The sequence below is a fragment of the Streptomyces sp. HUAS YS2 genome (assembly GCF_033343995.1).
Classification (GTDB): domain Bacteria; phylum Actinomycetota; class Actinomycetes; order Streptomycetales; family Streptomycetaceae; genus Streptomyces; species Streptomyces solicathayae.
Genome location: NZ_CP137573.1, coordinates 1600168 through 1623780, shown reverse-complemented (window position 1 = coordinate 1623780; position 23613 = coordinate 1600168). Strand labels below are relative to the sequence as shown.

Below are 23613 nucleotides of genomic sequence, written 5' to 3'. Positions count from 1 at the left end.
CGCCCGACCGTGTCCGGATCTACCCTGCGAAGAGTGACAGGCACCGTGCTCAGCAACATCGGGCTCGACGCGTTCCTCGACGGGACGCCCGAGCTCCGTGACCCTTCGTCCGTCCGCGCCGCCGACGCCGTGCTCGGGCTGCTGGCGCTGCGCGGGGCCGATCGCAGATCCGGGTTGCCGGAGCCGACCGTGGAGCTCGTACGGCACGTACTCGTCGAGGACCTGCCGCGGTTCGTGTACGCGACGCCCGGCGAACTGGCCCTCTATCCCGCGGTCCTCGTCGCGCTGACGCAGCGGGTGCGGGAGGCCGGGCGGCTCAACGGGAAGCGGCAGGCGCGGATCGTGGCGGCGGTCGAGGAGTCGGCGCCCGATTTCGAGCGGGCGATGGCGGAGCCCGGCAACCTCACCTGGCAGCGCTGGTACGCCTCCCTGCTGCGGGCCGACGGCGTCGACGCCGACGACCCCGAAGGCGTCCGGGCCTGGCTCGCCGGGAGGGAGAGCGCGGTGCCGCCCGACGGGATGCACCGCGCCGATCTGACGATCCGGAGCGAGTTCGCCGGCACCGAGCTCGCCGCGCTGCTGACCTCGGCGTACGTCCGCGAGGCCGGAACACCCCCGCCTGCCGGGCCGGTCCTGGACGCCCACGACGTGTCGCACGGAGTGGGCGCGGTGGCCGCGCGGCTGACCGACCGATGGACCGCCGCCGGCCTGGCCGAGGCTCTGGCGGGGCCGCACGCGCACCTCGCGCCCGGGCCGGACGCCTTCCCCCATCTCGGCCTCGCGAACATGCTCCTTGACCAGCATCTCGACTACTACGGGGACTCGGGGCTCCCCGTCCCGCCGCCGCCCTTCCGCACGCCGCTCCCGCCGAGCGAGCTGGAGGCCGGCGCCGACCTGCTCGCCGCCGCCGTCGAGGAGATGCGGGGAGAGACCGCCGGACTGTTCGACGGCGACGCCGACCACCTGCTCTACCTGCTGTACGAACGGGGCTGCCTCCCCGAATCGGTTGCCCGGCGGGCCGCCGAGTACGGGACCCTGGAGGTCGACCCCGGCCTGGAGGACGCGCCCGTCGAGGTCCCCGAGGGCACCGGGCACGCGTACGTGCTCCCGCCCGTCGGGGAGCTGTCCCGGCTGATCGGGGTGCGGGACCTCACCGATGACGACCGGGCCGAGCTCGCGGCCGCGGCACAGGCGATGGCCGAGTCGGTCGACCGCCTCGCCGGCACCGACATGGTCTTCCGTTCCGGCGACGCCTTCGGGCTCACCCCGCAGGGCATCGAGGTGGTCCGCTATCTGCTGCGGGCCGGCTGGGTCGCGGCCCCGGACGACGACGAGGCCGCCGCCTGGGACGCTCCGACCCTGGTCGCCGCGGCGCGGAACTGGTCCACCCCGGCGGCCGCGCGCGTGCTGGCCGACTGGCTGCACGCGCACGGGGAGACCACCGAGGTCTGGTCCCGACTGCTCGGAGCCCTCACCACGGTCGAAGCCGGCGCCCCCGGCTCCGCCGACACGCGCCGCCTCTTCCGAGCCCTGGACACCTCCGCCGCCCCCGTCGAAGCCCTGCGCGCGGCCACCGAGGACCCGGTCGTCGGCGCGTACGCCTCCCGGGCCCTGGCCGCCCGCGGCGAACCGGACGCCGACGAGCGGGTGCCCCGCTCCGCCCGCGCCCTCCTGATCCTCGACCGGCTGGCCAGCGACAGGGACCGGAAACCGGCGGACCTCGCCGAAGCCGCAGCCGCCGCGGACTGGCCCGGCGGCGCCGCCTCCCTCACCCGGGAGATGGCAGCCGCCGACCCGTTCCTGGCGCACCGGATCCTGCCCCACCTCGGCATCGAGCCGCCTCCCCTACCAGGAGCCAAGCGCCGGCGCCGACGCTAGGCGCCAGGTGCTAGGACACCGCCGTCAGGCCAGTACCTCCGCGAGCTGCCGACCCTCGACCAACTCGCGCAACTTCGCCCTGGTCTGCTCGTCGGTGGAATAGACGACCGTGCCGATCATGCCCCGCGTCAGCAGCACCTTGTACGTGTGTCGGATCAGCAGGTTCACTTCGTCTTCCGGGGTCGATCGCTTGAAGACGGGGTCCTTCGACAGCGTGCGGTCGATCTCCCAGCCGCCCTCCCGCCACACCATGTCCGGGCCGATGATGACGCCGCTCCAGTCGTACTCGAAGCCCTGGGCGGTGTAGACGCAGCCGATCTGCCCGAAGCCGGCCGGGTCGGTGGCCCAGAGCGCCGACGGCGGAGCGCCGGCCACGGCGCGATCCCCGAACACGTTCCAGGGGCGCTCCCAGTCGCCGATCACGACGTCGGCGGGAAGGCTCTGCCCCGGCGCCGTCTCCTTCGTCCACTTCCAGCAGTAGCCGGCCGACATGCGTGCGCCGTACCCCTGCGCCCGCTTGCTCTCGAGGAACGCCTCCATCTCTCCCGGGCTGTCGGCCACCATCAGCTGCATCTTGTCGTCGGGTTCCCAGGCCACGGGGCCTCCGGGCTGGAGCCGCAGCAGGCGCAGCACCCAGCCCAGATACGCGTCGCTCCCTCCGCACCGGAACTGGCTGTCCAGGGGAATGACCGTGCAGCTCAGATCCTTGGCCGCGGCGGCCTCGCGGATCTGTGCGACGGTTCCCATCTCGCCGGGCCGCACGATCTGGTGCTCGTCCAGCAGGAACACCGGCACGCGAGCGGCGTCGATCAACTCCTCCACCTGCGGCCGGTCGGTTCGCTGCGCCGCAGGGGTGTACCGGTTCGCCGAAGTCAGTCGCATGCGGTGTGCCTCGTCGCAGATGATGACGTCGAGCGCGTTGCGTTCGGCTGTCATGAAGCTGTTGAAGTACTTGAAGAGCTCCTGCACCTCCCGCTTGCGGGCTCCGGCGACCTTGCGCATCGTCTTGGTGAAGGACTGCGAGCCCGTCGCATGCAGTGCGGTTCGACCCTGCCGGTAGAGCTCGCCGAGCAGGGACAGCGCGATGACGCTCTTTCCCGTTCCCGGGCCGCCGGTGACGACGACCACTTCCTTGCGGTCGGCCTGGGCGGCGCGGCGCACGGCACGCATGACGGTCTCGTACGCGACGCGCTGCTCATCCAGCAGGACGAACTGCTCCCGCTCGCGCACCTCTTGGGCGGCCACGGCCATGAGCTGCTTGGACGGTCCGACCTTTCCGGCCAACAACTGGTCAGCCGCGTCCGCTCCGTTGGCCGGTGCCAGCCGCGACTTCAGGAAGCGGACGAACTCGCCACGGCGCTCCTCGCTGAACAGCCATCCGCGCTCGCTCTCGCCGACTTCCGTGAGTCCCTTGATGCCGAACTCGGTCGCGTTGTGGAGATACGCGGCTCCGGCGATCCGCCCGGGATGGTTGCTCAGCGCACCGTTGAACGAGACGAGGTAGTCGCAGTATCCGCGAACCTGCTCGATGGGGTTGAGGACGGGCCGCGCGTACGCGTCGACTCGGCAAAGCAGCGGATCGTCGTCCTCGGGGGCGGCCTGGCTCCACTGCTTCAACTCGACTACGACGTACGACGGTTCCCCGGTCACGGGGTGCACGCCGGCCAGGACGGCATCGGCCCGCTTGCTCGTGAGAGGCAGGCCGTACTCGAACAACACGGTGACGTCGTCGAGCCCCGCCTCGAGCAGCACACTCAGCAGCGCGGGCAGACTGCGCTCCCATGACCGTGCTTCCGAGGCACTGGGTTGATGACCGTGATCGTGCACGAACTGTTCCGTCAGCCGGAGGAACAGCATCCCGCTCAAACCCTGGGCGGCGGCTGTGGAGACGGAATCACGAAGCAATGCAGGCTCCCGGGCAGCACGATATGAGACGCGCGGGTGGGGGCGTGTCCAGCGGCGGAAGCCCGGCGGGCCGCGAAGGCGATGATCTGAACATTATCTCGGGGCGCATGGTCGGATCCTTCGAAACGGAGGATGGGGCGGCATCCCGCCGCCCCATCCCTTCGGGTCGCTACCTGCGGCGCAGGAAGAACGAGAACAGCGCCCGCACTACGGCGACCAGCTGCTTGAGGATCTGCGGCCGGTCCGCGGAACTGGTGTCCGTCAGAGCGGCCTTGGCGATACTGCGAGCCGTGATGCAGGCGACGGCGAAGCATGCGGTGAAGGCGACCGCGATGGACACGGCGACGACAGCGCCGGTGGGAGAGGAGAACACTTGCACACCCTTGAATTCGGGTGCCGAATTCACGCACGGAAGAAACGATTCGCCTGAATTCGGGCACGGAGAAGACGGCCGATAGGACTTGCCTCAGGCGAAGTTCAGGAGGCGGGGCGGGTGCATTCCCTGCGGCATCGCGGTGCCCGGGAGATGAGGGGTGCGAGGGTGATGTGGGCGAAAGCCCTGAGATGGCACAAAGAGGCTAAGCCTCGAGGCGCAGGCATGCGCGCTCTCCTTACGGTGTGGAGGGCATGGTCCGACTTCGACAGCCCGGTGGGTTCCGTAAAACAGCGCGTCGACCGTAGCACGATCCGTAACACTCGTGGCCATTGATTTCGCCAAGGTCAGGAGCAACTCCGGCGCCGCGTTCGCCAGGGTAGGGTCGTTGATCTCGAGACTTGCGCCCGAAGGGCGCACGGAAGCACCCGGAGGTCGAGCGGTGACGGCAGCTGGCAAGCCCCCGGTTCCCAGGCCGGGGCCGCCGCGCAAGGAGCGTTGGTTCCAGCCCCGCCGTTCTGCCTTCGCCTGGGAGCAAGAAGGGCTTGACCACATCCGGCGCCTCATGCCGACTGCGGAGCCCTATCGAGCCTGGGCCACCTTCTCTTTCACCGCTGCGTCCGGTCGGACCAATGAGTGTGATCTGTTCATCGCTGTCCCAGGCGGCCTCTACCTGCTGGAACTCAAGGGACACCCCGGACGCGTCGTCAACCACGGAGACACCTGGCAGTTCCATGCCGACCGCGTACGCACGCTGAAGAACCCGCTCCACCTCACCGATCTCAAGTGCAAGGAGCTCAAGGGTCAGTTGGAGCGAGCAGCCCGGTCGATGGGAGTCGACCCGCGGCGCGTTCCGTTCGTCAAGCCCGCGGTCTTCCTGCACGATTCCAGCCTGGTCAGCAACCTCGACGAGTTCCAGCGCATCAACGTCTACGGACGCAACGACGGCGCGAGCGGACTCGCCAAGGTCTGGGACGACCTGCTGGGACGTCCGCCGGAGCGGGAGAGCTGGCGCATCACCCCGCAAACCGGCCAACTGCTCGAGCAGTTGATGCAGAAGATAGGCATCAGTCACTCCACGGCCCACCTGCGCTACGGAGACGACTGGAAGCTCGAGCCTGGCGCGCTGGATGCAGGGCCCGGCTGGGAGGACCGTCTCGCCGTCCGTGACGACGGACTCGTGCAGGAGGAGGGCCGAGTCCGGATATACCTCGTCGAGCAGATGGCCGGCGAGGCCGCGAGACGAGCCGCGGACCGTGCTGCGCGGCGCGAGTACCAAGTACTGCAGGGCATCACCCATCGCGGTATCGCGCAGGCTGTCCAGATCCGGCAGCACCAGGGCGGACCCGCGATCCTCTTCCGTCACCGGCACTCCGATCTGCGACTCGACGCCTACCTGGCGGCGTACGGCGGGAAACTCACGCCGGAGACACGGCTCGACCTGGTGCGTCAGCTGGCCGAGGCGCTCCGCTATGCCCATAACCGTTCGCTTTACCACCGGGCACTGTCTGCTCGGTCGGTGTACGTCTCCGCGAAGGAGAACGGTGCCGAACCCGTCATACGCATCACCGACTGGCAGACCGCCGCACGTGACTTCGACACCACCTCGATGCGCTCGATCGGCGACACGCCGCTCGACGGCGGGCTGATCGAGGACTCTGCTCAGGTCTACCTCGCGCCGGAGACGGACCAGGAGTTTGCCGACCCGGTGGACCTGGACCTGTTCGGGCTCGGAGCCATCTCGTACCTCCTGCTCACGGGAGAACCGCCGGCACCCCAGCGCAGCGCCTTGATCGAGCGGCTCTCTGCCGAAGGAGGCCTGCACCCGTACGCCGTGGCCGACGGGCTGTCCGACAGCCTGGACGACCTGATCTATCGGGCCACCCGCGCGGAGGTGGTCGACCGTCTGCCTTCCGCCGACCGGTTCCTGGACCTTCTGGACGAGGCCGAGCAGCTCACCGCTGCCCCTGATCAGCCTGCTGCGGTTCAGGGTGATCCGCTGACGGCGCTTCCCGGACAGCCGGTCGATGCCGAATGGACGGTCAAGCGTGTTCTGGGTACCGGGGCGACGGCACGGGCCCTCCTCGTCGAGCGCGTCCTCGAGGAGTCGACGGACCCGGACGGCAAGCAGGTCGTCGAGGAGCGGGTCTTCAAAGTCGCGCTCGACCAGGAGAAGGATTCCCGGCTGTACGCGGAGGCCAATGCGCTCAAGTCGGTGGGCGGCGGCCGGATCATTCGGCTGCTCGACGAGCCGCGGGAGATCGCTGGTCACACCGTCCTCGAGCTCGAATGCGCGGGCGAAGCGACGCTCGGAGCCCGACTGCGCGGCGAAGGACGGCTGACCTACGACCAGTTGGAGCGCTACGGGAACGACCTGTTCATCGCGCTCGACCAGCTTGCGGCCAAGGGGGTTCGGCACCGCGACATCAAGCCGGACAACCTGGGTCTGCACAAGCGCGACGACGGATCATGGGAGCTGCTGCTGTTCGACTTCTCTCTGGCCGATGCCTCGGAACGGGACATCACCGCAGGAACCCGCGGCTACCTCGATCCGTTCCTCGGCAGCACCCGCCGCTCGCTCTACGACGATCACGCCGAGCGGTACGCGGCCGCCGTCACGCTGCACGAGATGGCGTCCGGTGAACGGCCGGTCTGGGGAGACGGCCAGAGCGATCCGCGAATGAGCGACGACGCGGACCTGTTCGTCGCCGCAGAGCTGTTCGAACCTGGGCTGCGCGACGGGCTCACCACGTTCTTCCAGCGCGCCCTCCACCGCGATGTCGACCGTCGCTTCGACACGTTCAAGCAGATGGAGGACGCCTGGCGGCAGATCTTCCGTACGGCCGACTCCGCCAAGCCGGCCACGACCCAGGCCACGGTCGGCGCCGTTCCCTCGACGACGGAGGAGGCCAGGGAGACGGCCGCTGCGGCGGCTGAGCTCAGCACCGCACTGGATGCTGCAGGGCTTTCGCCGCGAGCGGTGTCCGTCGCGAACGGGCTGGGTGCGGTCACGGTGGGCGAACTGCTCGACGTACCCCCTCACACCATCGCCAGGGCTCGTGGGGCGGGCACGCTGGTGCGCCGAGAACTGAACCGTCGCCACAAGCAGTGGACCGCGATGCTCAAGCGACCGGCCGGGGGCGAGGAGCCCCGGCCGGCGGCAAAGGTCGGCAGTTCTTCGGGTTCTGCCGCTGGTTCGCCCTTGAACGAGGCGCGGCTGACCGCTGCGGAGTCGATCGACTCCCTGGCCACCCGGCTCGCACCAGGTCCTGCGCGCAAGGGCAACCTCAAGCCGGAGGTCGTCCGGCTGACCCTGGGGCTGCCCGATGCCAAGGAGGAGGGCGGAGCACTTTCTGACCTGGGTCCTTGGCCACCCCAGACACTCATCGCGAAGCACCTGAACAGCAGTCAGCCGACCGTCTCGCGTCACCATGTGGCGGCGATCGAGGAATGGGCCGCGACGGATTGGATCTCGCACATCCGGGACGAGCTGGTGCAGATCCTCGGCCAGGCCGGCCGAGTGATGACCGTTCACGAAGCAGCGACCGAACTGCGTGTACGACATGGAGCCGCTGACGACTCCGTGGAGCGGACACTGGCGAAGGCGCTCGCCGTCGTGCGCGCCGCTGCCGACGCCGAGGCGCTGCAGCGCGGGGCCGATCGCGAACCCCGTCTCGAGGTGCTTCGACGCGGTCCGCACGTGTTGCTGGCCCTCGACTCGCTGCCGGGCACCGACGACCCCACGCCCCAGGAACTGGCGGGCTATGCCACGGCGCTCGGTGCGGCCGCCGACCGGCTGGCTGCAGAAGACCCGCTGCCCGGCCGGGCCACGGTCGTGCGCACGCTCCGCGAAGTGGCCGCCCCCGACGGCATGGCTCCGTTGGCGGATACCCGCCTGGTGGGTCTGGCGGCGGTGATCTCGCAGAACGCGTCTGCTTCGCCGCGGCTCGAGATCTACCCGAAGTCCCTCGGTCTGGCCCGTGCCATCCGCATCTCCCAGGCAGCCGCAGGTGTCCGCCGTGAGACCGGTGTCTCGATCGGAGAGCTCGTCGCTCGTATCAAGGCTCGATTCCCGTCGCTGCCGGTTTCTGCCGCTCTCACGCATATCGAGATCGAGGACGCGCTCACCGAGGCGGGGTTCCCGCTGGAGTACGACACCGTACGCAAGCGCTTCTTCCCGCCCGTCGCCGAAGGCGCGCGCTGGACGAGCTCCACGTACACGCGCACCAGCGTGCTCGTTGCCGAAGCCCGGGCGGCAGTGGCTGTCGGCCGCGACCCGCAGGCCCTGGTGCGCACCAAGTTGACTGCGGCTGCAGAGCGCGGCGGCTTCCTCGCACTCACCCTCAAGGGCGCGGACCTGCCGGGCACAGCCGCGGCGGTCGCCGCCGAGTTCGGCGTGACACCGGTGGACTTCAACGCCGAGTTCCTCGCCGCCTTCCGTGTGCTTGCCGAGGAGTTGGGTACGGACTGGTCCAAGGTGCTGCGAGCCGACGCCGCCTTCACGACCGGAGGCGAACTGAAGCCGGGCCTGCGCTCCTACGTCCAACGCGTCACGGGCAGACTGCTGGAGCGCTTCATCGCCCGCGCGGAAGAGGCAGGCCCGAAGGCGGTGCTTTTCTTCCACAATGCGGGCCTGTTGGCCCGGTATTTCGACGGCGGCGGCCACGACCTGTTGGTCGCCCTGCAACAGGCGGCCCGGCGCCCTGCCCAGCTTCCTCACGGGCTCTGGTGGCTGTGCCCGATGGAGGACCCGAAGCAGACTCCATCGCTGGACGGTCGCACGGTGGAGGTCGTCGACCGGGCCACGGAGTGGGCGGTGCTGGACACCTTGTTCCTGAAGGCGCTCCGTGCAGAACGTACGGACGCGTGACACACGCAATACGTCTCTGACATTGATTCAGGAAAGGGAGAAACCGCTCTTCACGCGGTCGGGCCCTGGTCGTAGGATTCTCCAATCAGGGGGATCAGCGGAATCGGAGCGGCTGGAGGGCACCCTCTCGGGCGCAGCTTTGCCCTGGGCCGGTGCGGCTTCATCTGGGCACGTCGCTTCTCGTGGGCCCCAGCGAGAGAACACGAGCAGCTAGGACGAGTGTGGCAAACCCGAGTGCTTTCGGTGGCGGCGAAGAGCTGGAACGGTTCAAGGCGATCTTGGCCAACTGGCGCACGTCCCTCGTCGACTTGAGTGGCCGCAATCGGCTGCTCAACTTCCGGCACACCAAGGCGGCGACCCTGGAGATCGCGCATCCGTCTGCCGAGGAGCTCGTCGAAGGCCTGGAGCGCGGCTGGGAGTTCGCACCGCTGCCCGATGAGGAACCCGATGCCGACGGCTCCGATGGAGCCGTGGCAGAGAAGGGCCCTGCCGAACGGCGTGACGCCAGGCAAGGGATCGTCACCCAGAAGACCACGGGGCCGGCCCTCCTGCGTGCCCTGACCAGCTTGCGCAGCAAGTCCACCCAGCTCTTCAACGACTACGGCCTGTGGACACTGCAGCTCGGCGTCGGCATGCTCCGCTGGCGAGAGGACGGTGCATCGACGAGCAGCGATGCGCCGCTCATTCTGCTTCCCGTACGCATCGAGCGGCTGGCCAACGGCCGGATCCGCCTGGTGCTCAACGATGACGAGGAGCCGCGGCTCAACCCGGCGCTCAGAGTCAAGCTGGAGCAGTTCCACATCGACTGGTCGCCCGTCACGGAGCAGGATCCGACGGACCTCGACGCCGTGATCCACGCTGTCGCCACCGCAGTGGAGGGGAAGTCGGGCTGGGAGGTCTCCCGGCGCGTGGTGCTGGCGCTCTTCGCCTCCCACAAGGAGTCGATGTACCAGGACCTGCTGGAGAACGAGGCGCGCATCCTGGGCAGTGATCTCGTACGGGCGGTGGCGCTCGGTCCCAAGGCGGGACTGGCGTCGGATCGCTTCGACTTCGAAGAGATCGACGCCGACCGGATCGACGAGCTCAGTCCGCCCGAGGACAGCCCGCTCGTCCTCGACGCCGATGCGTCGCAGCGGCAGGCCGTCGCGGCCGCTGTCGCCGGGCAGTCCTTCGTGCTCGACGGCCCGCCCGGTACGGGCAAGAGCCAGACGATCACCAACATGATCGCCGGTCTGATGCACGCGGGCCGTAGCGTGCTCTTCGTCAGTGAGAAGGCCGCCGCTCTCGACGTGGTGCTGGACCGGCTGAAGTCCGTCGGACTCGACTCGTACGCCCTGCCTCTGCACAGTCACAACACCAGCCGTCGAGCCGTCGCTCAAGAGCTGGGCCGGGCCCTCGAAGAGGAGCCGCGCGCGCCCCGGCTCTCCCAGGAGGCGGTCGCCCGGGCCCGCGAGGCGCGTGAGGCCCTCAGCGCCTACGCGGAGGCGATGAACGAGATCAGCCAGCCGCTCGGCCAGAGCCTGCACGATGTGATCGGCAGGGTCGGACGGCTCTCCGAGGCACCCGTGGCGTTCCTGGCTTCTGAGGCCGACGGCGGCACCCGGAAGCAGAAGGTGTTCGACGCTGCAGCACTCAGTGCCCAGGATCTGCACCTCGTCATCGAGGCGACGAAGGCCATCGCCGATGCCTGGCAGGCGGTCGCCGATCCGTCCTTTCCATGGCGGGACCTGAAGGCCGGAAGCCCCCACCCCCGTCCGGCGCTCGACCAGGCCATGGCGGCCAGGGACGGGCTGGCCGCGGCCGTGGCGCGCTACCAGGATCTCTCCGCCGACGGGGAGCCGATCGAGGACGAGGACGGAGTCCGGCGGCTCATCAAGATTCTTGAGCTGGTTGAATCACGTCGTCCCGTGCCCGAGGCCTGGCTGACCAGCGCCGACTTCGCCGACAAGGTGGAGAGCCCAGTCGATGACTTCGTCTCCGATCTGAAGAAGGTGGTCCGGGCACAGGCCACGGCCCGCTCCGTGGCAGGAGCCCGCTGGGAGGAACTCTCGCCACGACTCACGCCGGTGCCGAGCGAGGCCGAGCATGCCCTGGGCACGCTGTCGCCGGCAGGCATGGATCCGTCCGGGCTGACGGAGGAAGGCGCGGACGAGCTGGCGCGTGAGTTCGAGACGACCGCGGACCGCCTCGAGCGTACGCACCGCGGCCTTGCGGAGCTCGCGCAGCAGTTGGGTCTGAACATCCCCGGCAGCGCAGCGGCAGCGGACGACCTGTGCGACGTCGTGGCACTGGCCGGCGCCGAACACCGGCCCCTCGAGCAGTGGCTCGTGCCTGGTGGAGCAGCCGAGGCGGACAGGGCAGCGGTCAGTGTCGTCGCTGACGGACTGCGCGCGTTCACCGCCCGACGTGACACGGTTCTGTCCGCTCAGGCACGCGCGACCGCCGAGGCCGGGCCTGGGTGGGCAGCGATTCCCGCCGCGCTCGACGCGGAAGCCCCGGCTTCCGAGCAGGACCTCGCCGGCCTGGAGCCGGCCGGCCTGGCCCTGGGCTCGCTGACGCGTACGCAGGCCGCGGAGCTCTCCGATGGGTTCGCGAGCCTGGGGGCGGCCCTCGAATCGGCCGACCAGCACGCCGTATCCATGGCCAGGCTTCTCGGCCGGGACCGGCCGAGAAGCACCCAGGAGGCCGAGGAGCTGATCGCTCTCGTGGAGCTGGCCACGGCTTCCCATCGGATGCTGGAGGCCTGGTTCGACCCGCAGGTGATGCCCCGAGTACGGGAAGCCTGCGCGGAGATTAGCGACGCCGCACGTCGACTTACTGACGCCGAACAGGCTGCTCAGAGCGTCTTCCGCCCCGAGACCGCCGTCACACCCGAACTGCCGGACCTGATACGCCGCCTGTCCGAAGGTTCGCGAGGAATCGGCGGCCTGTTGTCCGGCGCGGTGCGGGCAGACCGTAAGGCACTCGGTGCGTTGACGATCGCGGGCTCGTGGCGTAGCGAGCTCTACGACCAGCTGCCTCTCGCCCTCGCCTGGCATACGGCCCACGACCGCCTGCGGTCGCTCGCCCGTACACATGCCGCTCATCTCGGGCGCTACGCGGGGACCGATCTGCCCGACGTGCCTGCCATGGAAGCGGCACTGGCGCACGCCGACTCCGTGCACCGGCTCGCGCCGGACACGGTCCTGGATCCGCACCGTCGCGGTTTGCTCGCCCTTCAGGTTGCGGACGGTCGCGCTCCTGCCCGCGAGCTGCTGGAGCACTCCCGGGCCCTGAGCGACGACCTGGGCACCTGGCGGCAGGATCTGACGCGCCCCCACCTGGCGGCTGCGGCGGACGAGCTCACCAAGCGTTCTCTGGTGGATGCCGCCCGCTGGCTGCGCGACCACCTCGATCCGCTCGCGCGGGCCGTCGACGTCATCGACACCGTGGCCTCCATCGGCCGTCGCGAAGACGGACCCGACTTCGCGTACACGCTCGCCGGCGCGCGGACGGCGATCAGCGCCGCACAGGAGAGCCGGCGCGAGACTGAGGGGTTCGCGGCAGACGCGGATACGCACCGTCGCCTTCTGGGCTCCTGGTACAAGGGCCTGGACACCGACCCTGCAGAGCTGTGTGCACCCGCATCCGGGACGGCGCAGGGAGAGGGCGAGATTGCCGAACTCCTGCACCGGGCCTGGAGCGTGCGCGAATCCACGCCGGGCGCCTGTTCCGACGACGAGCAGCGCAAGCTGCTGGGCCGGTACGCGCCCGACGGCCGTGCCGACACTGTCGCACTGCAGGATGCACTGGAAGCCGCGCACACGGTGGAACGGCTGGCGCCGGACACGCTCGGCGACCCCGCACGCCGGGCACGCCTCGTCGGCTTCCTCGCCGACGGACGTCCCGTCCCGCAGAGCGTTCTGCGGCAGGCAGAGCCGCAGATCCGTACCGACCTGTTCGCCTGGCGGGAGTACGCCGGGCAGCCGCACCTGGCAGCCGCAGGCGCGCACCTGCTCGCCGGCCCGCTGCAGGACGCCGCGCGCTGGCTGCGCGCCCACATCGAACCCTTCGAGGACGCGGCCGACCTCCTCCATGCGGTGGCGCGCGTTGCCGACGCCCCGAGCGGGCTGTCCCTCTCGCGAGCCCGTGAGGCCGTGACGGCGGTGCTCGACGCGCGGGCAGCCGAGTCCCGGTTCACCGAGGAGGCGCCCGCGCACCGGGAGCTGATCGGTGACCTCTACCAGGGGGCGGCGACCGACAAGGGAGCTGTGCTCGACGCCCTGGACTGGGCCCAGAAGGTACGACGGACAGCACACGGAGGCCACGGGGCGCGGCTGTCCGTCCCGGCGGCCAGGCTGTTGCTGGACGCTTCGGCAGACACGTCCGTGGCCGACCGGCACGACGACTGGCAGCGCCAGCGGGACAACCTGGTGGCGCACTTCGACGTGCAGCGCGGCCGTCTGCTGCAGCGCGAGCTCCGGGAGTCGCTGCCGGCCGCCGCGATATGCCTGTCCCAGCTGGACGAGGACCCCTTCGGCCCCGAGGCGTGGACCACCTGCGCCGAGTCCCTCAAGCTGCTGCGACGGTACGGCCTGGACGGTCTGCCCTCGCAACTCGCCCAGCGCGAGGTGTCCGCAGCTGACTTCCCCGCGGCCGTCGAACGCGCGGTCCTCACCGCGTGGATCGAGCGCCGCCTCGAACTCGACGCCCGGCTCAAGCCCATGCGAGCGGTCGACCGCGACCAGCTCGTCGAGCGCTTCCGCGACGCGGACCGCGGCCTTGTAGAGGCCGCCCACGCCGAGGTCATCGCTGCCTGCAATGCCCGTCGCCCGCGCCGAACCAACATTGGCCCGGCGGCCGAGCTGCGCCGACAGGCGCAACTCAAGCGCCGCCACAAGCCCGTACGACAGCTGCTCGGCGAGACACGAGATGTCGTACGGCTCATCAAGCCCTGCTTCATGATGAGTCCACTGACGGTCAGTCAATTCCTCCCGTCGGACTTCCGCTTCGACGTCGTCATCTTCGACGAGGCGTCCCAGGTGCTGCCCCAGGACGCGGTGAACTCCATCTACCGCGGCAGCGCGCTCATCGTGGCGGGCGACCAGAAGCAGCTCCCGCCGACCTCGTTCTTCAGCGCGGGTGGCGACGGCGATGACGACGACGAGTGGGACGAGGAGGGCGCGGACAACTTCGAGTCCGTGCTCGACGCCTGCAAGGCTACGGGTGTGCTGCGAGGCCTGCCGCTGCGGTGGCACTACCGGAGCCGCCACGAGAATCTCATCGCCTTCAGCAACCACGAGTTCTACGACGACACCATGGTGACCTTCCCGGGCGCTTTCGAGCAGAGCCCGGACCTCGGTGTGGAGTTCTACAAGGCCGACGGGGTTTATGACCGGGGCGGTCGCAGCAACAACCCGGGCGAAGCTGCCGTGGTGGCGCAGCGCGTGATCCATCACTTCGCCACCCGGCCGGGGCTCAGCCTGGGCGTGGTGGCTCTGTCCAAGGCGCAGGCCGAGGCCATCGAGGAAGCCGTCCAGAAGGCGCGAACGGCCAGGCCCGACCTGGATCGCTTCTTCACCGAAGATCGGCTCGACGGCTTCTTCGTCAAGAACCTGGAAACCGTTCAGGGCGACGAGCGCGACGTGATCATCCTGTCGGTCGGCTACGGCCCGGACCAGCGCGGCAAGTTGCTCTCGACGTTCGGCCCCATCAACAGGGACGGCGGCTGGCGCCGGCTCAACGTCGCCGTGACCCGTGCTCGGCGGCGGATGGAGGTCGTCGCCTCGTTCCACGGCTCAGAGCTGTCCGACAGCGGCAACAAGAGCGTCCAGCACCTGAAGCGCTACCTCCAGTACGCCGAGCACGGCCCGCACATCCTGCAGACGGCTGCGGCCGACCCGGACGCCGTGCCGGAGAGCCCCTTCGAGGAGGAGGTCCTGGACGTCCTGCGCGGCTGGGGCTACTCGGTACAGCCCCAGGTCGGGGTCGCCGGATTCCGCATCGACATGGCCGTACGACATCCTGCGGCCCCGGGCAGCTATGCCCTCGGCATCGAATGCGACGGCGTCATGTACCACTCCTCCCGCGCGGCGCGTGACCGCGACCGGCTGCGGGAGTCCGTGCTGCGCGACCTCGGCTGGAAGCTGCACCGCATCTGGGGCACCGACTGGTACCGCAACCGCCGGGACGCGATGGCGCGGCTGCGGGCTGCCGTCGAGGAGGCATGTGCGCGGGACCCGTTTGAGGTGACGGCGGAAGAGCCGGCGGGCGACAGGGCGGTCGCGGAGGTACCCGCCCGGGCGGAGACATTGACGGACACGACGCCGACGGTGACGTTCGTGGCGGTGGACGACGGACCGCCGGCGTGGAGCCGGGCGTACGAGGAGGTCGTCGACGCCCAGCTGGTCAACCTGCGGCTCACTTCCGCCAAGCGGCGCGGCATGCGGTACGCGGAGCTGCAGGACCCGGACGCCGTAGGGGTCGTAGCCGACGTCGCCCTCTCCGTGATCAAGGCTGAGGGCCCGATGACGGAGGACCTGATCTTCACTCGGGTCCGTTCGGCGTGGGGCATCGCAAGGGCGGGCGCGGTGGTCCGGGACTCGGTTCGTCGAGCCCTGCGGAAGATCGCCTCCGCGGGCCAGATTGTGCGAGTTGGCGAGGCGTACGACGTCCCGGACCGAGAGCGGATGTTCGCCCGCACGCCGACGCTGACGGTGGCGCGCAAGGTCGGGCAGGTCCCGTCGGTCGAGCGGCGGCTCGTCGTGCGGCACGTGGTCGAGGAGAGTCCGGGTGTCCACCGGGACGAGCTGATGCGCGAGGTCGCGCGCTTCTTCGGCTGGACGCGGCGGGGTCCTGACATCAGGGACGCGCTCACGGCCGATGTGGACGAGCTAGTCGCGCAGGGGGCGGTCCGTGAAACGGACGGTTTCCTGATGCCTACGGATGGTGACTGACGGGTCGCGAAGGTGCCGCTCGGTGCTGTCGGCGCCGAGCGGCTGGACCCTGTTCGAATTATGTCGAACTGTCCGGTGGGCTGCTCCTGAGCTGGCAAGATGGACAGCTGAACGTATGGGTGGGTTTGGGTGACGGAGAAGAGGGGCGCCCCGGTGGACAAGGCCGCACTGCTGAAGGACCTGCGCAAGCAGGTCACCGTTCTCGAGGACGATCTTCGGGCGCGGACGGACTCGGTGGACGAGTTCCGTGCGGATCTTGAACGCGAGTACGAGGCGGCGCGCGAGTCGAAGCGTACGGCGGCAACGTACGGGGCCTGGCGCGACGAGCGCGTGACGCAGGCAGCGGCGGGGTGGGTCCTGGCGACGGTGTTCGTGCGCTTCTGTGAGGACAACGGCCTCATCGAAGACCCGTACATCGCCGGCCCCGGCGAGCGCCTCGCGGACGCGGAGGACCGCCAGGCGGCGTTCTTCCGCGAGCACCCTGAGCTGAACGACCGCGACTGGCTGGTTGCAGGCTTCGAGTCGCTGGCCGGCTCGCACGAGGCCGTGGCGGGACTGTTTGAGCGGCGGCACAATCCGCTGTGGGAGCTGAGCCCGTCGTATGAGGCGGCGACCAGGCTGCTGGGGTTCTGGCGGGAGCGGGGCGCGGACGGCGAGATCGTCCACGTGTTTGCGGACGATGAGCTGGACACCCGTTTCCTGGGGGACCTGTACCAGGACCTGAGCGAGCACGCCCGGAAGACGTACGCGCTGCTGCAGACGCCGGAGTTCGTGGAGGAGTTCATCCTCGACCTGACGCTGGAGCCGGCGGTCGAGGAGTTCGGCCTCGACCCGGCCTGGAAGCACAAGCCGGTGGGGTGGAAGGGCGATGACCCCATCGTGCGGGGTTTGCGCTGTATCGACCCTGCGTGCGGGTCGGGTCACTTCCTGCTGGGCATGTTCAGCCGCCTCCTGGAGAAGTGGCGCGCGGCGGAGCCGGGCACTGATGACTGGGAGCTGGTGCGTCGGAGCTTGGAGTCCGTGCACGGCTGCGACAAGAACCCGTTCGCGGTGGCGATCGCCCGGTTCCGGTTGCTGGTGGCCGCACTGAAGGCGTGCGGTGAGCGGCGGTTGTCGGCCGCGCCGGCGTTCCCGATCAACGTGGCGGTGGGGGACTCGCTGTTGCATGGGCGGGGCGTGGAGTCGGTGACGGAGACGCTGTTCGGGGACGAAGAGGGGATGTTCGCGTACCGCACGGAGGACGTGCGGGAGTATGTGGAGAAGGTGGATCTCCTGGGGCGGGGGACGTACCACGTCGTGGTGGGGAACCCGCCTTACATCACGGTGAAGGACAAGCAGGAGAACGAGAACTACCGGAAGGCGTACGACGCGTGCGCGGGAACGTACGCGCTGTCGGTGCCGTTTGTGCAGCGGATCTTCGAACTGGCGGTGCGGGGCAAGGGGATGCAGCCCGCAGGGTTCACAGGCCAGATCACAGCGAACTCTTTCATGAAGCGTGAATTCGGAAAGAAGCTGATTGAGGAGTACTTCGTCAGTGGTCGCGTGGGCGTGACGCTCACGCATGTGGTCGATACGTCGGGCGCCTATATCCCGGGGCACGGAACGCCGACTGTGATTCTCGCGGGCCGTAACAGTCTGCCGAGCGAGAAGGGTGTCATCCGAGCGGTGCTGGGTGTGCGTGGCGAGCCTGATCAGCCGAGTGTCGCCTCCGAGGGGCTGGTCTGGCAGGCGATCCGCGAGCAGATCGGCAGGCCCGGCAGCGAATCCGAGTGGGTGTCGGTGGCCGATGCTCCGTGGATGACGTACACGAAGCACCCGTGGTCGCTCAGCGGAGGCGGTGCTGGTGAGCTGGCCGAGCGGATCACCCGGTCCTGTAGGCCGCTTCGCACGCGAATCGAGACGCCAATCGGCAGGGCCATCAGGGCGGGCGCGGACGAGGCGTTCATGCGGCCGCTGCGGCCGACACTGCGCACGGTTCTCGACCGGCGGGCCCTCAGGCCGCTGATGATCGGCGAAGTCGTGCGCGACTGGGCCGCTGGGCCGATGGACGGCATCTGGTATCCCTACGACCCGGACGTTGATTCTGAGGCCATTGCGGCTGAACTCTTTCCGTGGAGGACTCTTCTGGCGGCAAGGCGGACGTTCCAGGGGGACATGGAAGCGGCGGGTCTGCGGTGGTGGGAGTACATGCAGCACACAGCGTCTGCGTATGTGTCACCGCTGTCGATCACGTTCGCGGAGGTGGCGACGCACAACCACTTCGTGCTGGATCGGGGTGGGAGCGTGTTCAAGCAGACGTCGCCGGTGATTAAGCTTCCGGAGGGAGCAACCGAGGAAGGCCACGTGGCTCTGCTCGGATTGCTAAATTCTTCCGTGGCTTGTTTTTGGCTAAAGCAGACGTGTTTCTGTAAAGGGAACGCCACTGCGTCAAGTGGCATGGCGGATCAGCCGTGGTCGTGGAACTATCAGTTTGGCAGCACTAAGATTGCCGAACTTCCACTTCCTGGGGAGCTGCCGCTCAGAATTGGGTCTGCTGTTAGCGCTGCAGCACATGCGCTGCGCGAGCACGCTCCGTCGGCTGTCGCCTCACGGGGAATTCCAGTCGGGGCTGACCTCCGTGAGGCTAGCGTTACTTACGCCCGTATCCGTGCGCAGATGATTGCCCTCCAGGAGGAGCTGGACTGGACTGTCTACGGCTTGTACGACCTCCTCACCGCTGAAGAGGTGGCGCGTACAACCCTGGCCAGCGTTGCTGACGTCCCTGAACTCACCCTTGGAGAGCGGGCGTTTGAGATCGTTCTGGCGCGCAAGGTGGCCGCAGGTGAGGCTGAGACCGCTTGGTTCGAGCGGCACGGGTCCACCCCCGTCACTGAGATTCCTGCTCACTGGCCCGAGGAGTACAAGGCCGTTGTCCAGGCGCGGATCGACATCATCAACTCCCGCAAGGACATTGCCCTCATCGAGCGTCCCGAGTGCAAGCGGCGCTGGGCGTCCGAGCCCTGGGAGAAGAAGGAGAAGGAAGCACTCCGTACCTGGCTGCTCGACCGGTGCGAGGACGAAAACCTCTGGTTCGGCCTCCGGGATGGCTTCCGCGCGCCCCGGACGCTGACCGTTTCCCAGCTCGCCGACGCCCTCCGGCAGGACGCCGACGTGCAGGCCGTCGCCGAGTTGTACGCCGCCGATCACATGGGCAAGCGCGACGCCACCCTCGCGACCGTGCTCGCGGACGTGATCGCCAGCGAGCACGTTCCGTACCTCGCCGCCATGCGCTACAAGGACTCCGGTCTTCGTAAGCGGGCCCAGTGGGAGCAGGTCTGGGACCTCCAGCGGGAGGAGGACAAGACGGGGGAGCGGCTCGACATCCCCGTGCCGCCGAAGTACAGCTCCTCCGACTTCCTCAAGACGTCCTACTGGTCGCACCGAGGGAAGCTGGACGTGCCCAAGGAGCGGTTCATCTCCTACCCGGACGCGTCGCCCGACTCCGACTCGTCCATCCTGCTCGGCTGGGCCGGCTGGGACCACAAGGATCAGGTTCAGGCGCTGGTCAATGTGATCAATGACCGGACTGAGCAGGCCGGTTGGGACACTCCCCGCCTCACTCCGCTCGTCGCTGGGATCCAGGAGCTGATGCCCTGGGTCCACCAGTGGCACGGCCAGCACGACGACGAGTGGGGCGGCACACCGTCCGAGGAGTACCAGGCGTACCTGGACGAGCAGCGTGCCAAGCACGGGCTCTCGGCGGAGGACCTCACGGCCTGGCGTCCGGTGAAGAAGGCGGGCGGTCGGGCCAAGAAGTCCGACTGACGCCGCGCGTACAAGCGCGTACAGACGATGGTGCCCCGCCACCGGAACGATCCGGTGGCGGGGCATCATCGTCCGTGCTGGCTCAGTCCCGGGCGGCAAACCCCACGAAGGCCGCCCAGCCCTCAGGGCCGATGGACAGGAACGGACCCGTCCTGTCCTTGGAGTCGCGCACAAGGACGGTGTCTGTCGAGGTCGCGACCTCGATGCACTCGCCACCCGAGCCTGTGCTGTAGCTGCTCTTGAACCAGGCGGTCTCGGGCGCGGCCACTCGGGGCTCTTCGACGTTCATGCCTCTCCCAGCAACTTCTCGACAAGGGCTTGCGATTCGCTCGGAGTGAGCGCCTGCGCCCGGAGGATCCCGTACTGCTCCTCGATCTCCCGGACGGACGTCCGATCCGTGTAGAGGCGGCTGTCCTTGTACGCCTCCACGTAGGCGATCCTCTGCCCATCCCTGGTTTCGATCAAGGTGAAGGGTCCGTCCAGGCCAGCATGCTCCTCACGTGCGATCGGCATCACCTGGATTTCGACGTTGCGGTGGTGTCCGTACATGAGGATCTGCTCCAGCTGGCCCCGCATGACTTCCTTGCCGCCCAAGGGGCGCCGGAGGACGAACTCTTCGATGACGAAGCTGATGGTGGGCAGTGGCTTGCGGGTGAAGATCTCCTGGCGGGCCATGCGCGCTGCAACGCGCTGCGTGACTGTTTCCTCGTCGAGCAGAGGCCGCCACATCGTGAATACGGCCCGCGCGTACTCCTCTGTCTGCAACAGGCCTGGTACGGCTTTCGTTGCGTACACGTGCAACGCAACCGCCTGGGTCTCCAACCGCGCCGCGTCCCGGAAGAACGCCGGATACTGCGCCCTCGCCACCTCCTCCTTCCCCGCCCTCAACACCCCACCCGCGTCCAGCACCTCGTCCGCCCGGTCAATGAACCGCGCCGGCGGAATCCGCCGCCCCTGCTCGAACGACGCGATCGTCGACGCCGAGTACCCCGTCCGCGCACCCAACTCCGGACGCTCCATCCCCACCCGCATCCGGCACAGCTTCAGCTGCTGCCCGAAGACGTGCAGGATCCCTGACCCGGACTCGCCTCCGTCCCCGCCCCCACTCCCGTGATCCCGTTCCGACGACGACCCCTGCTCGTCCACCACGACCCGTACCTCCCAGGTCACGCCCCACGCCACGTACACCCCGCCCACCGCCGCGTACAGGCCGCATCCGTCAGCGGGTCACTCCTGGTCAACAGTACTCACGCACCGCAACCGTGGTGCCCATGAACCGAGCGATTACCCCTCCCGGGGCGCAACAACAACACCCGACTACCACCCACGAGTTCGTCATGCAGTTCACGTCCACCCCACGTGGTGCCCGCCTCGCCCGCCGGCTTGCTTCTCACCGGCTCGATGACTGGGGCCATCCCTACACCTCCACCACCAACGAGACCCTCACCCTCATCACCGCCGAGCTCGCGGCCAACGCCGTACGCCACGGTCACGTCCCCGGCCGGGACTTCCGCCTCCGCCTACTCCGTACCTCGACCGCCCTCCGCGTCGAAGTCACCGACACCCGCACCGAGCGTCGCCCCACCACGGCCCCCACCCACACCCCGCCGTCTCCCGGCGACGAGTCGGGACGCGGGCTGTTTCTCGTCTCTCAGCTCGCCGATCGCTTCGGCTGCGAACCCCGCACCGGTGGTGCCCCCGGCAAGACCGTCTGGGCAGAGCTCGACGTGCCGAGCAGCCCCCGCCGCCCCACCTCACCCACTACCCACCCCGACCCCATCTCCCGGATCTCAAAAATGATCTGATGACGTGTCATTCATCTCGCTAGCCTTGACGCGTCACTGTGGGTCGCCATCGACCCACCCGCACCACGTTTCAGGACGACCGTGAAGATCAAGCGAGTACGCATCGAGAACTTCTGCTGCCTGCACCAGGTGGACATCGCCTTCGACGAGATCACCTCGTTCATCGGCCCGACCGGCGTCGGCAAGTCCACCGTGCTTCGCGCACTCGATTGGTTCTTCAACGGAGAAAAGTCGGTCGCCCTCACCACCGACGACGTCCACTCGGCCGCGGCTGAGGCCGACACCAAGAGGCTCTCCGTCGAGGTCGAGTTCGACGGACTCACCGCCTTCGACCGCGAGGCCCTGGGCCGGTACGCCCCGGACGACGCCACCACCGTCAGCATCTGGCGCACGTGGGACGACGGCGAGGACAAGATCACCGGCAAGGCGCTCGCGTACGCGCCCTTCGAGGAGATCCGGGGGACGCCGGGTGGTGCGATGCCGAAGCGCAAGGCGTACAACGAGCTCAGGGAGAGCAACCCTGCCCTCGGCCTGCCCTCCGTCGGCAGTGAGAAGGCGATGAACGAGGCCATGCTCGCCTGGGAGCGGAGTCACCGCGACCGGCTCAGCGAGGCCATCGTCGAGGACACCCACTTCTTCGGGTTCGCCGGGCAGAGCAAGCTCGCTGAGCTGATCGACTTCGTCTTCGTCTCGGCCGACCTGCGGGCGTACGAGCAGACGGACGACCAGAAGTCGTCCGCCATCGCCCGCATCCTCGATCACGCCGTCGACCGCTCCGAGGCGGACGCCCAGCTCGGCGAGATCGAGGAGAGCGCCCAGCTCGCCCGTCAGGCCGTCCACGACAACGTGTACGGGCCCGCCCTGAAGGACATCTCCGACGCGCTCTCCGCCGAGGTCGCCAGGCTCACCACCGGGCGTCAGGTGATCGTGACCTCGACGGTGCGGGCGCCGAGGCCGGCCAAGACCGCGTTCCAGGTGAGCATCAAGGACGGAGCGGCCGAGACCTCCGTACACCGGCAGGGGCACGGGTTCCAGCGGGCGCTGATCATCGCGGCGCTCAAGTACCTCGCCGATCGCAGGCGGCCGCTCGACGGGACGCGGACGCTGTGCCTGGCGATCGAGGAGCCGGAGCTGTTCCAGCACCCTCCGCAGGCACGGACGTTCGCGGAGGTGCTGCGCGGACTGGTGGCGACCTCCCCGGAGGGTACGCAGGTGATGTACGCGACGCACAGCCCGGTCTTCATCGACCCGGCCGGCTACCACCAGATCCGCAGGCTCAGCCGCGACGCGGGTGCGGCGCACCCAGTCACGCGGGTGTGGCAGGCGTCGGAGGAGGAGCTCTGCCGGTCGCTGTCCGGGCTGGTGAAGGAGGAGGCGATCCGGCGCCGGACCGGGGTGCGGCTGACGAGCTCGCTTGCCGAGGGGTTCTTCGCCCATGCGGTGGTGCTCGGCGAGGGGACGACGGACGGGGCGCTCCTGAGCGGCTGCGCGGAGCGCAGTGGGATCAATCTCGGTGCCGAGGGCATCACCTTCATCGATGTGAACGGCAGGGACAGCCTGCTGCTCAGCCACGCGATCCTGTCGGCGATGGGCGTCCCCTGCCATGTCGTGTTCGATGGGGACGAAGGCATGCTGGCGCGCAAGCGCGAGTCCGTTGAGTACCTGGACGGCGCGAGGCGCGCGGAGCTGGAGGCTAAGTTCGAGCAGGAGGCCCGCAAGATCTCCGAGAAGAACGCGGACCTGCTCGGCTACCTGGGGGAGACCCGGTCGCCCTGGCCGGCGACCGCCTCCGCGGCCTGCCACACCGTGTTCGGGGACAACCTCGAGACGTTCCTCGAGGAGAGCTGGCCTGCGTGGGGCGAGCGGAGGCGGGAGCTCATCGAGGCGGGGGAGGGTGCGCCGGAGAAGAACGCGGCGACGTACCGGGAGGCTGCTCGTACGGCGGCGACGGAGCCGCCATACGTCCTGCAGGTGCTGCTCGACAACGTCAGGTCCATGGCCCGTTGACGGCCGGCGTCACCAGGTGACCAGGCCGGTGGAGTG

10 protein-coding genes are annotated in these 23613 nt (G+C 68.9%); 6 read left to right on the top strand and 4 right to left on the bottom strand.

All coding sequences use genetic code 11. The features are described 5' to 3' along the window. Positions 1-33: 33 nt before the first annotated feature. Positions 34-1878: a hypothetical protein gene (locus R2D22_RS07485; RefSeq protein WP_318102088.1), complete on the top strand. Its 1845-nt coding sequence runs from the start codon at positions 34-36 to the stop codon at positions 1876-1878. A gap of 24 nt (positions 1879-1902) precedes the next feature. Here the strand turns inward: R2D22_RS07485 and R2D22_RS07480 are convergent, their stop codons facing one another. Together R2D22_RS07480 and R2D22_RS07475 are read right to left on the bottom strand one after the other, a co-directional pair. Continuing rightward, the gene (locus R2D22_RS07480; protein WP_318102086.1) at positions 1903-3735 is read right to left on the bottom strand and encodes a DUF2075 domain-containing protein; all 1833 of its coding nucleotides are present in this window, start codon (positions 3733-3735) and stop codon (positions 1903-1905) included. 217 nt (positions 3736-3952) lie between these two features. Beyond that, a complete protein-coding gene (locus tag R2D22_RS07475; protein WP_318102085.1) occupies positions 3953-4156 on the bottom strand; it encodes a hypothetical protein in 204 nt (67 codons plus the stop codon). A 442-nt stretch (positions 4157-4598) separates the two neighbouring features. On the opposite strand from R2D22_RS07475, the gene pglW reads away from it, so the two are divergent. From pglW to pglX, 3 genes are all read left to right on the top strand, one after another. After that, complete coding sequence (gene pglW / locus R2D22_RS07470) at positions 4599-9026, top strand: BREX system serine/threonine kinase PglW (protein ID WP_318102084.1); 4428 nt, start codon at positions 4599-4601, stop codon at positions 9024-9026. Between the two features lie 221 nt (positions 9027-9247). Beyond that, positions 9248-15961, top strand: coding sequence for a DUF3320 domain-containing protein (locus R2D22_RS07465; protein WP_318102082.1), 6714 nt, complete (start codon positions 9248-9250; stop codon positions 15959-15961). A gap of 129 nt (positions 15962-16090) precedes the next feature. Then, positions 16091-19765 (top strand): BREX-2 system adenine-specific DNA-methyltransferase PglX, encoded by a 3675-nt coding sequence (gene pglX, locus R2D22_RS07460; protein WP_318102081.1) that lies wholly within the window; start codon positions 16091-16093, stop codon positions 19763-19765. An 82-nt stretch (positions 19766-19847) separates the two neighbouring features. Here pglX and R2D22_RS07455 read toward each other — a convergent pair whose 3' ends face one another. After that, complete coding sequence (locus tag R2D22_RS07455) at positions 19848-20054, bottom strand: DUF397 domain-containing protein (protein WP_318102079.1); 207 nt, start codon at positions 20052-20054, stop codon at positions 19848-19850. After that, the gene (locus R2D22_RS07450) at positions 20051-20911 is read right to left on the bottom strand and encodes a helix-turn-helix domain-containing protein (RefSeq protein WP_318109632.1); all 861 of its coding nucleotides are present in this window, start codon (positions 20909-20911) and stop codon (positions 20051-20053) included. The genes R2D22_RS07455 and R2D22_RS07450 overlap by 4 nt, the downstream gene beginning before the upstream one ends. Positions 20912-21102: 191 nt before the next feature. Here R2D22_RS07450 and R2D22_RS07445 point away from each other — a divergent pair, with 191 nt between their 5' ends. Continuing rightward, positions 21103-21570, top strand: coding sequence for an ATP-binding protein (locus R2D22_RS07445; RefSeq protein WP_318102077.1), 468 nt, complete (start codon positions 21103-21105; stop codon positions 21568-21570). Positions 21571-21651: 81 nt separating this feature from the next. Beyond that, the gene (locus R2D22_RS07440; protein ID WP_318102075.1) at positions 21652-23577 is read left to right on the top strand and encodes an ATP-dependent nuclease; all 1926 of its coding nucleotides are present in this window, start codon (positions 21652-21654) and stop codon (positions 23575-23577) included. Positions 23578-23613: the final 36 nt, after the last annotated feature.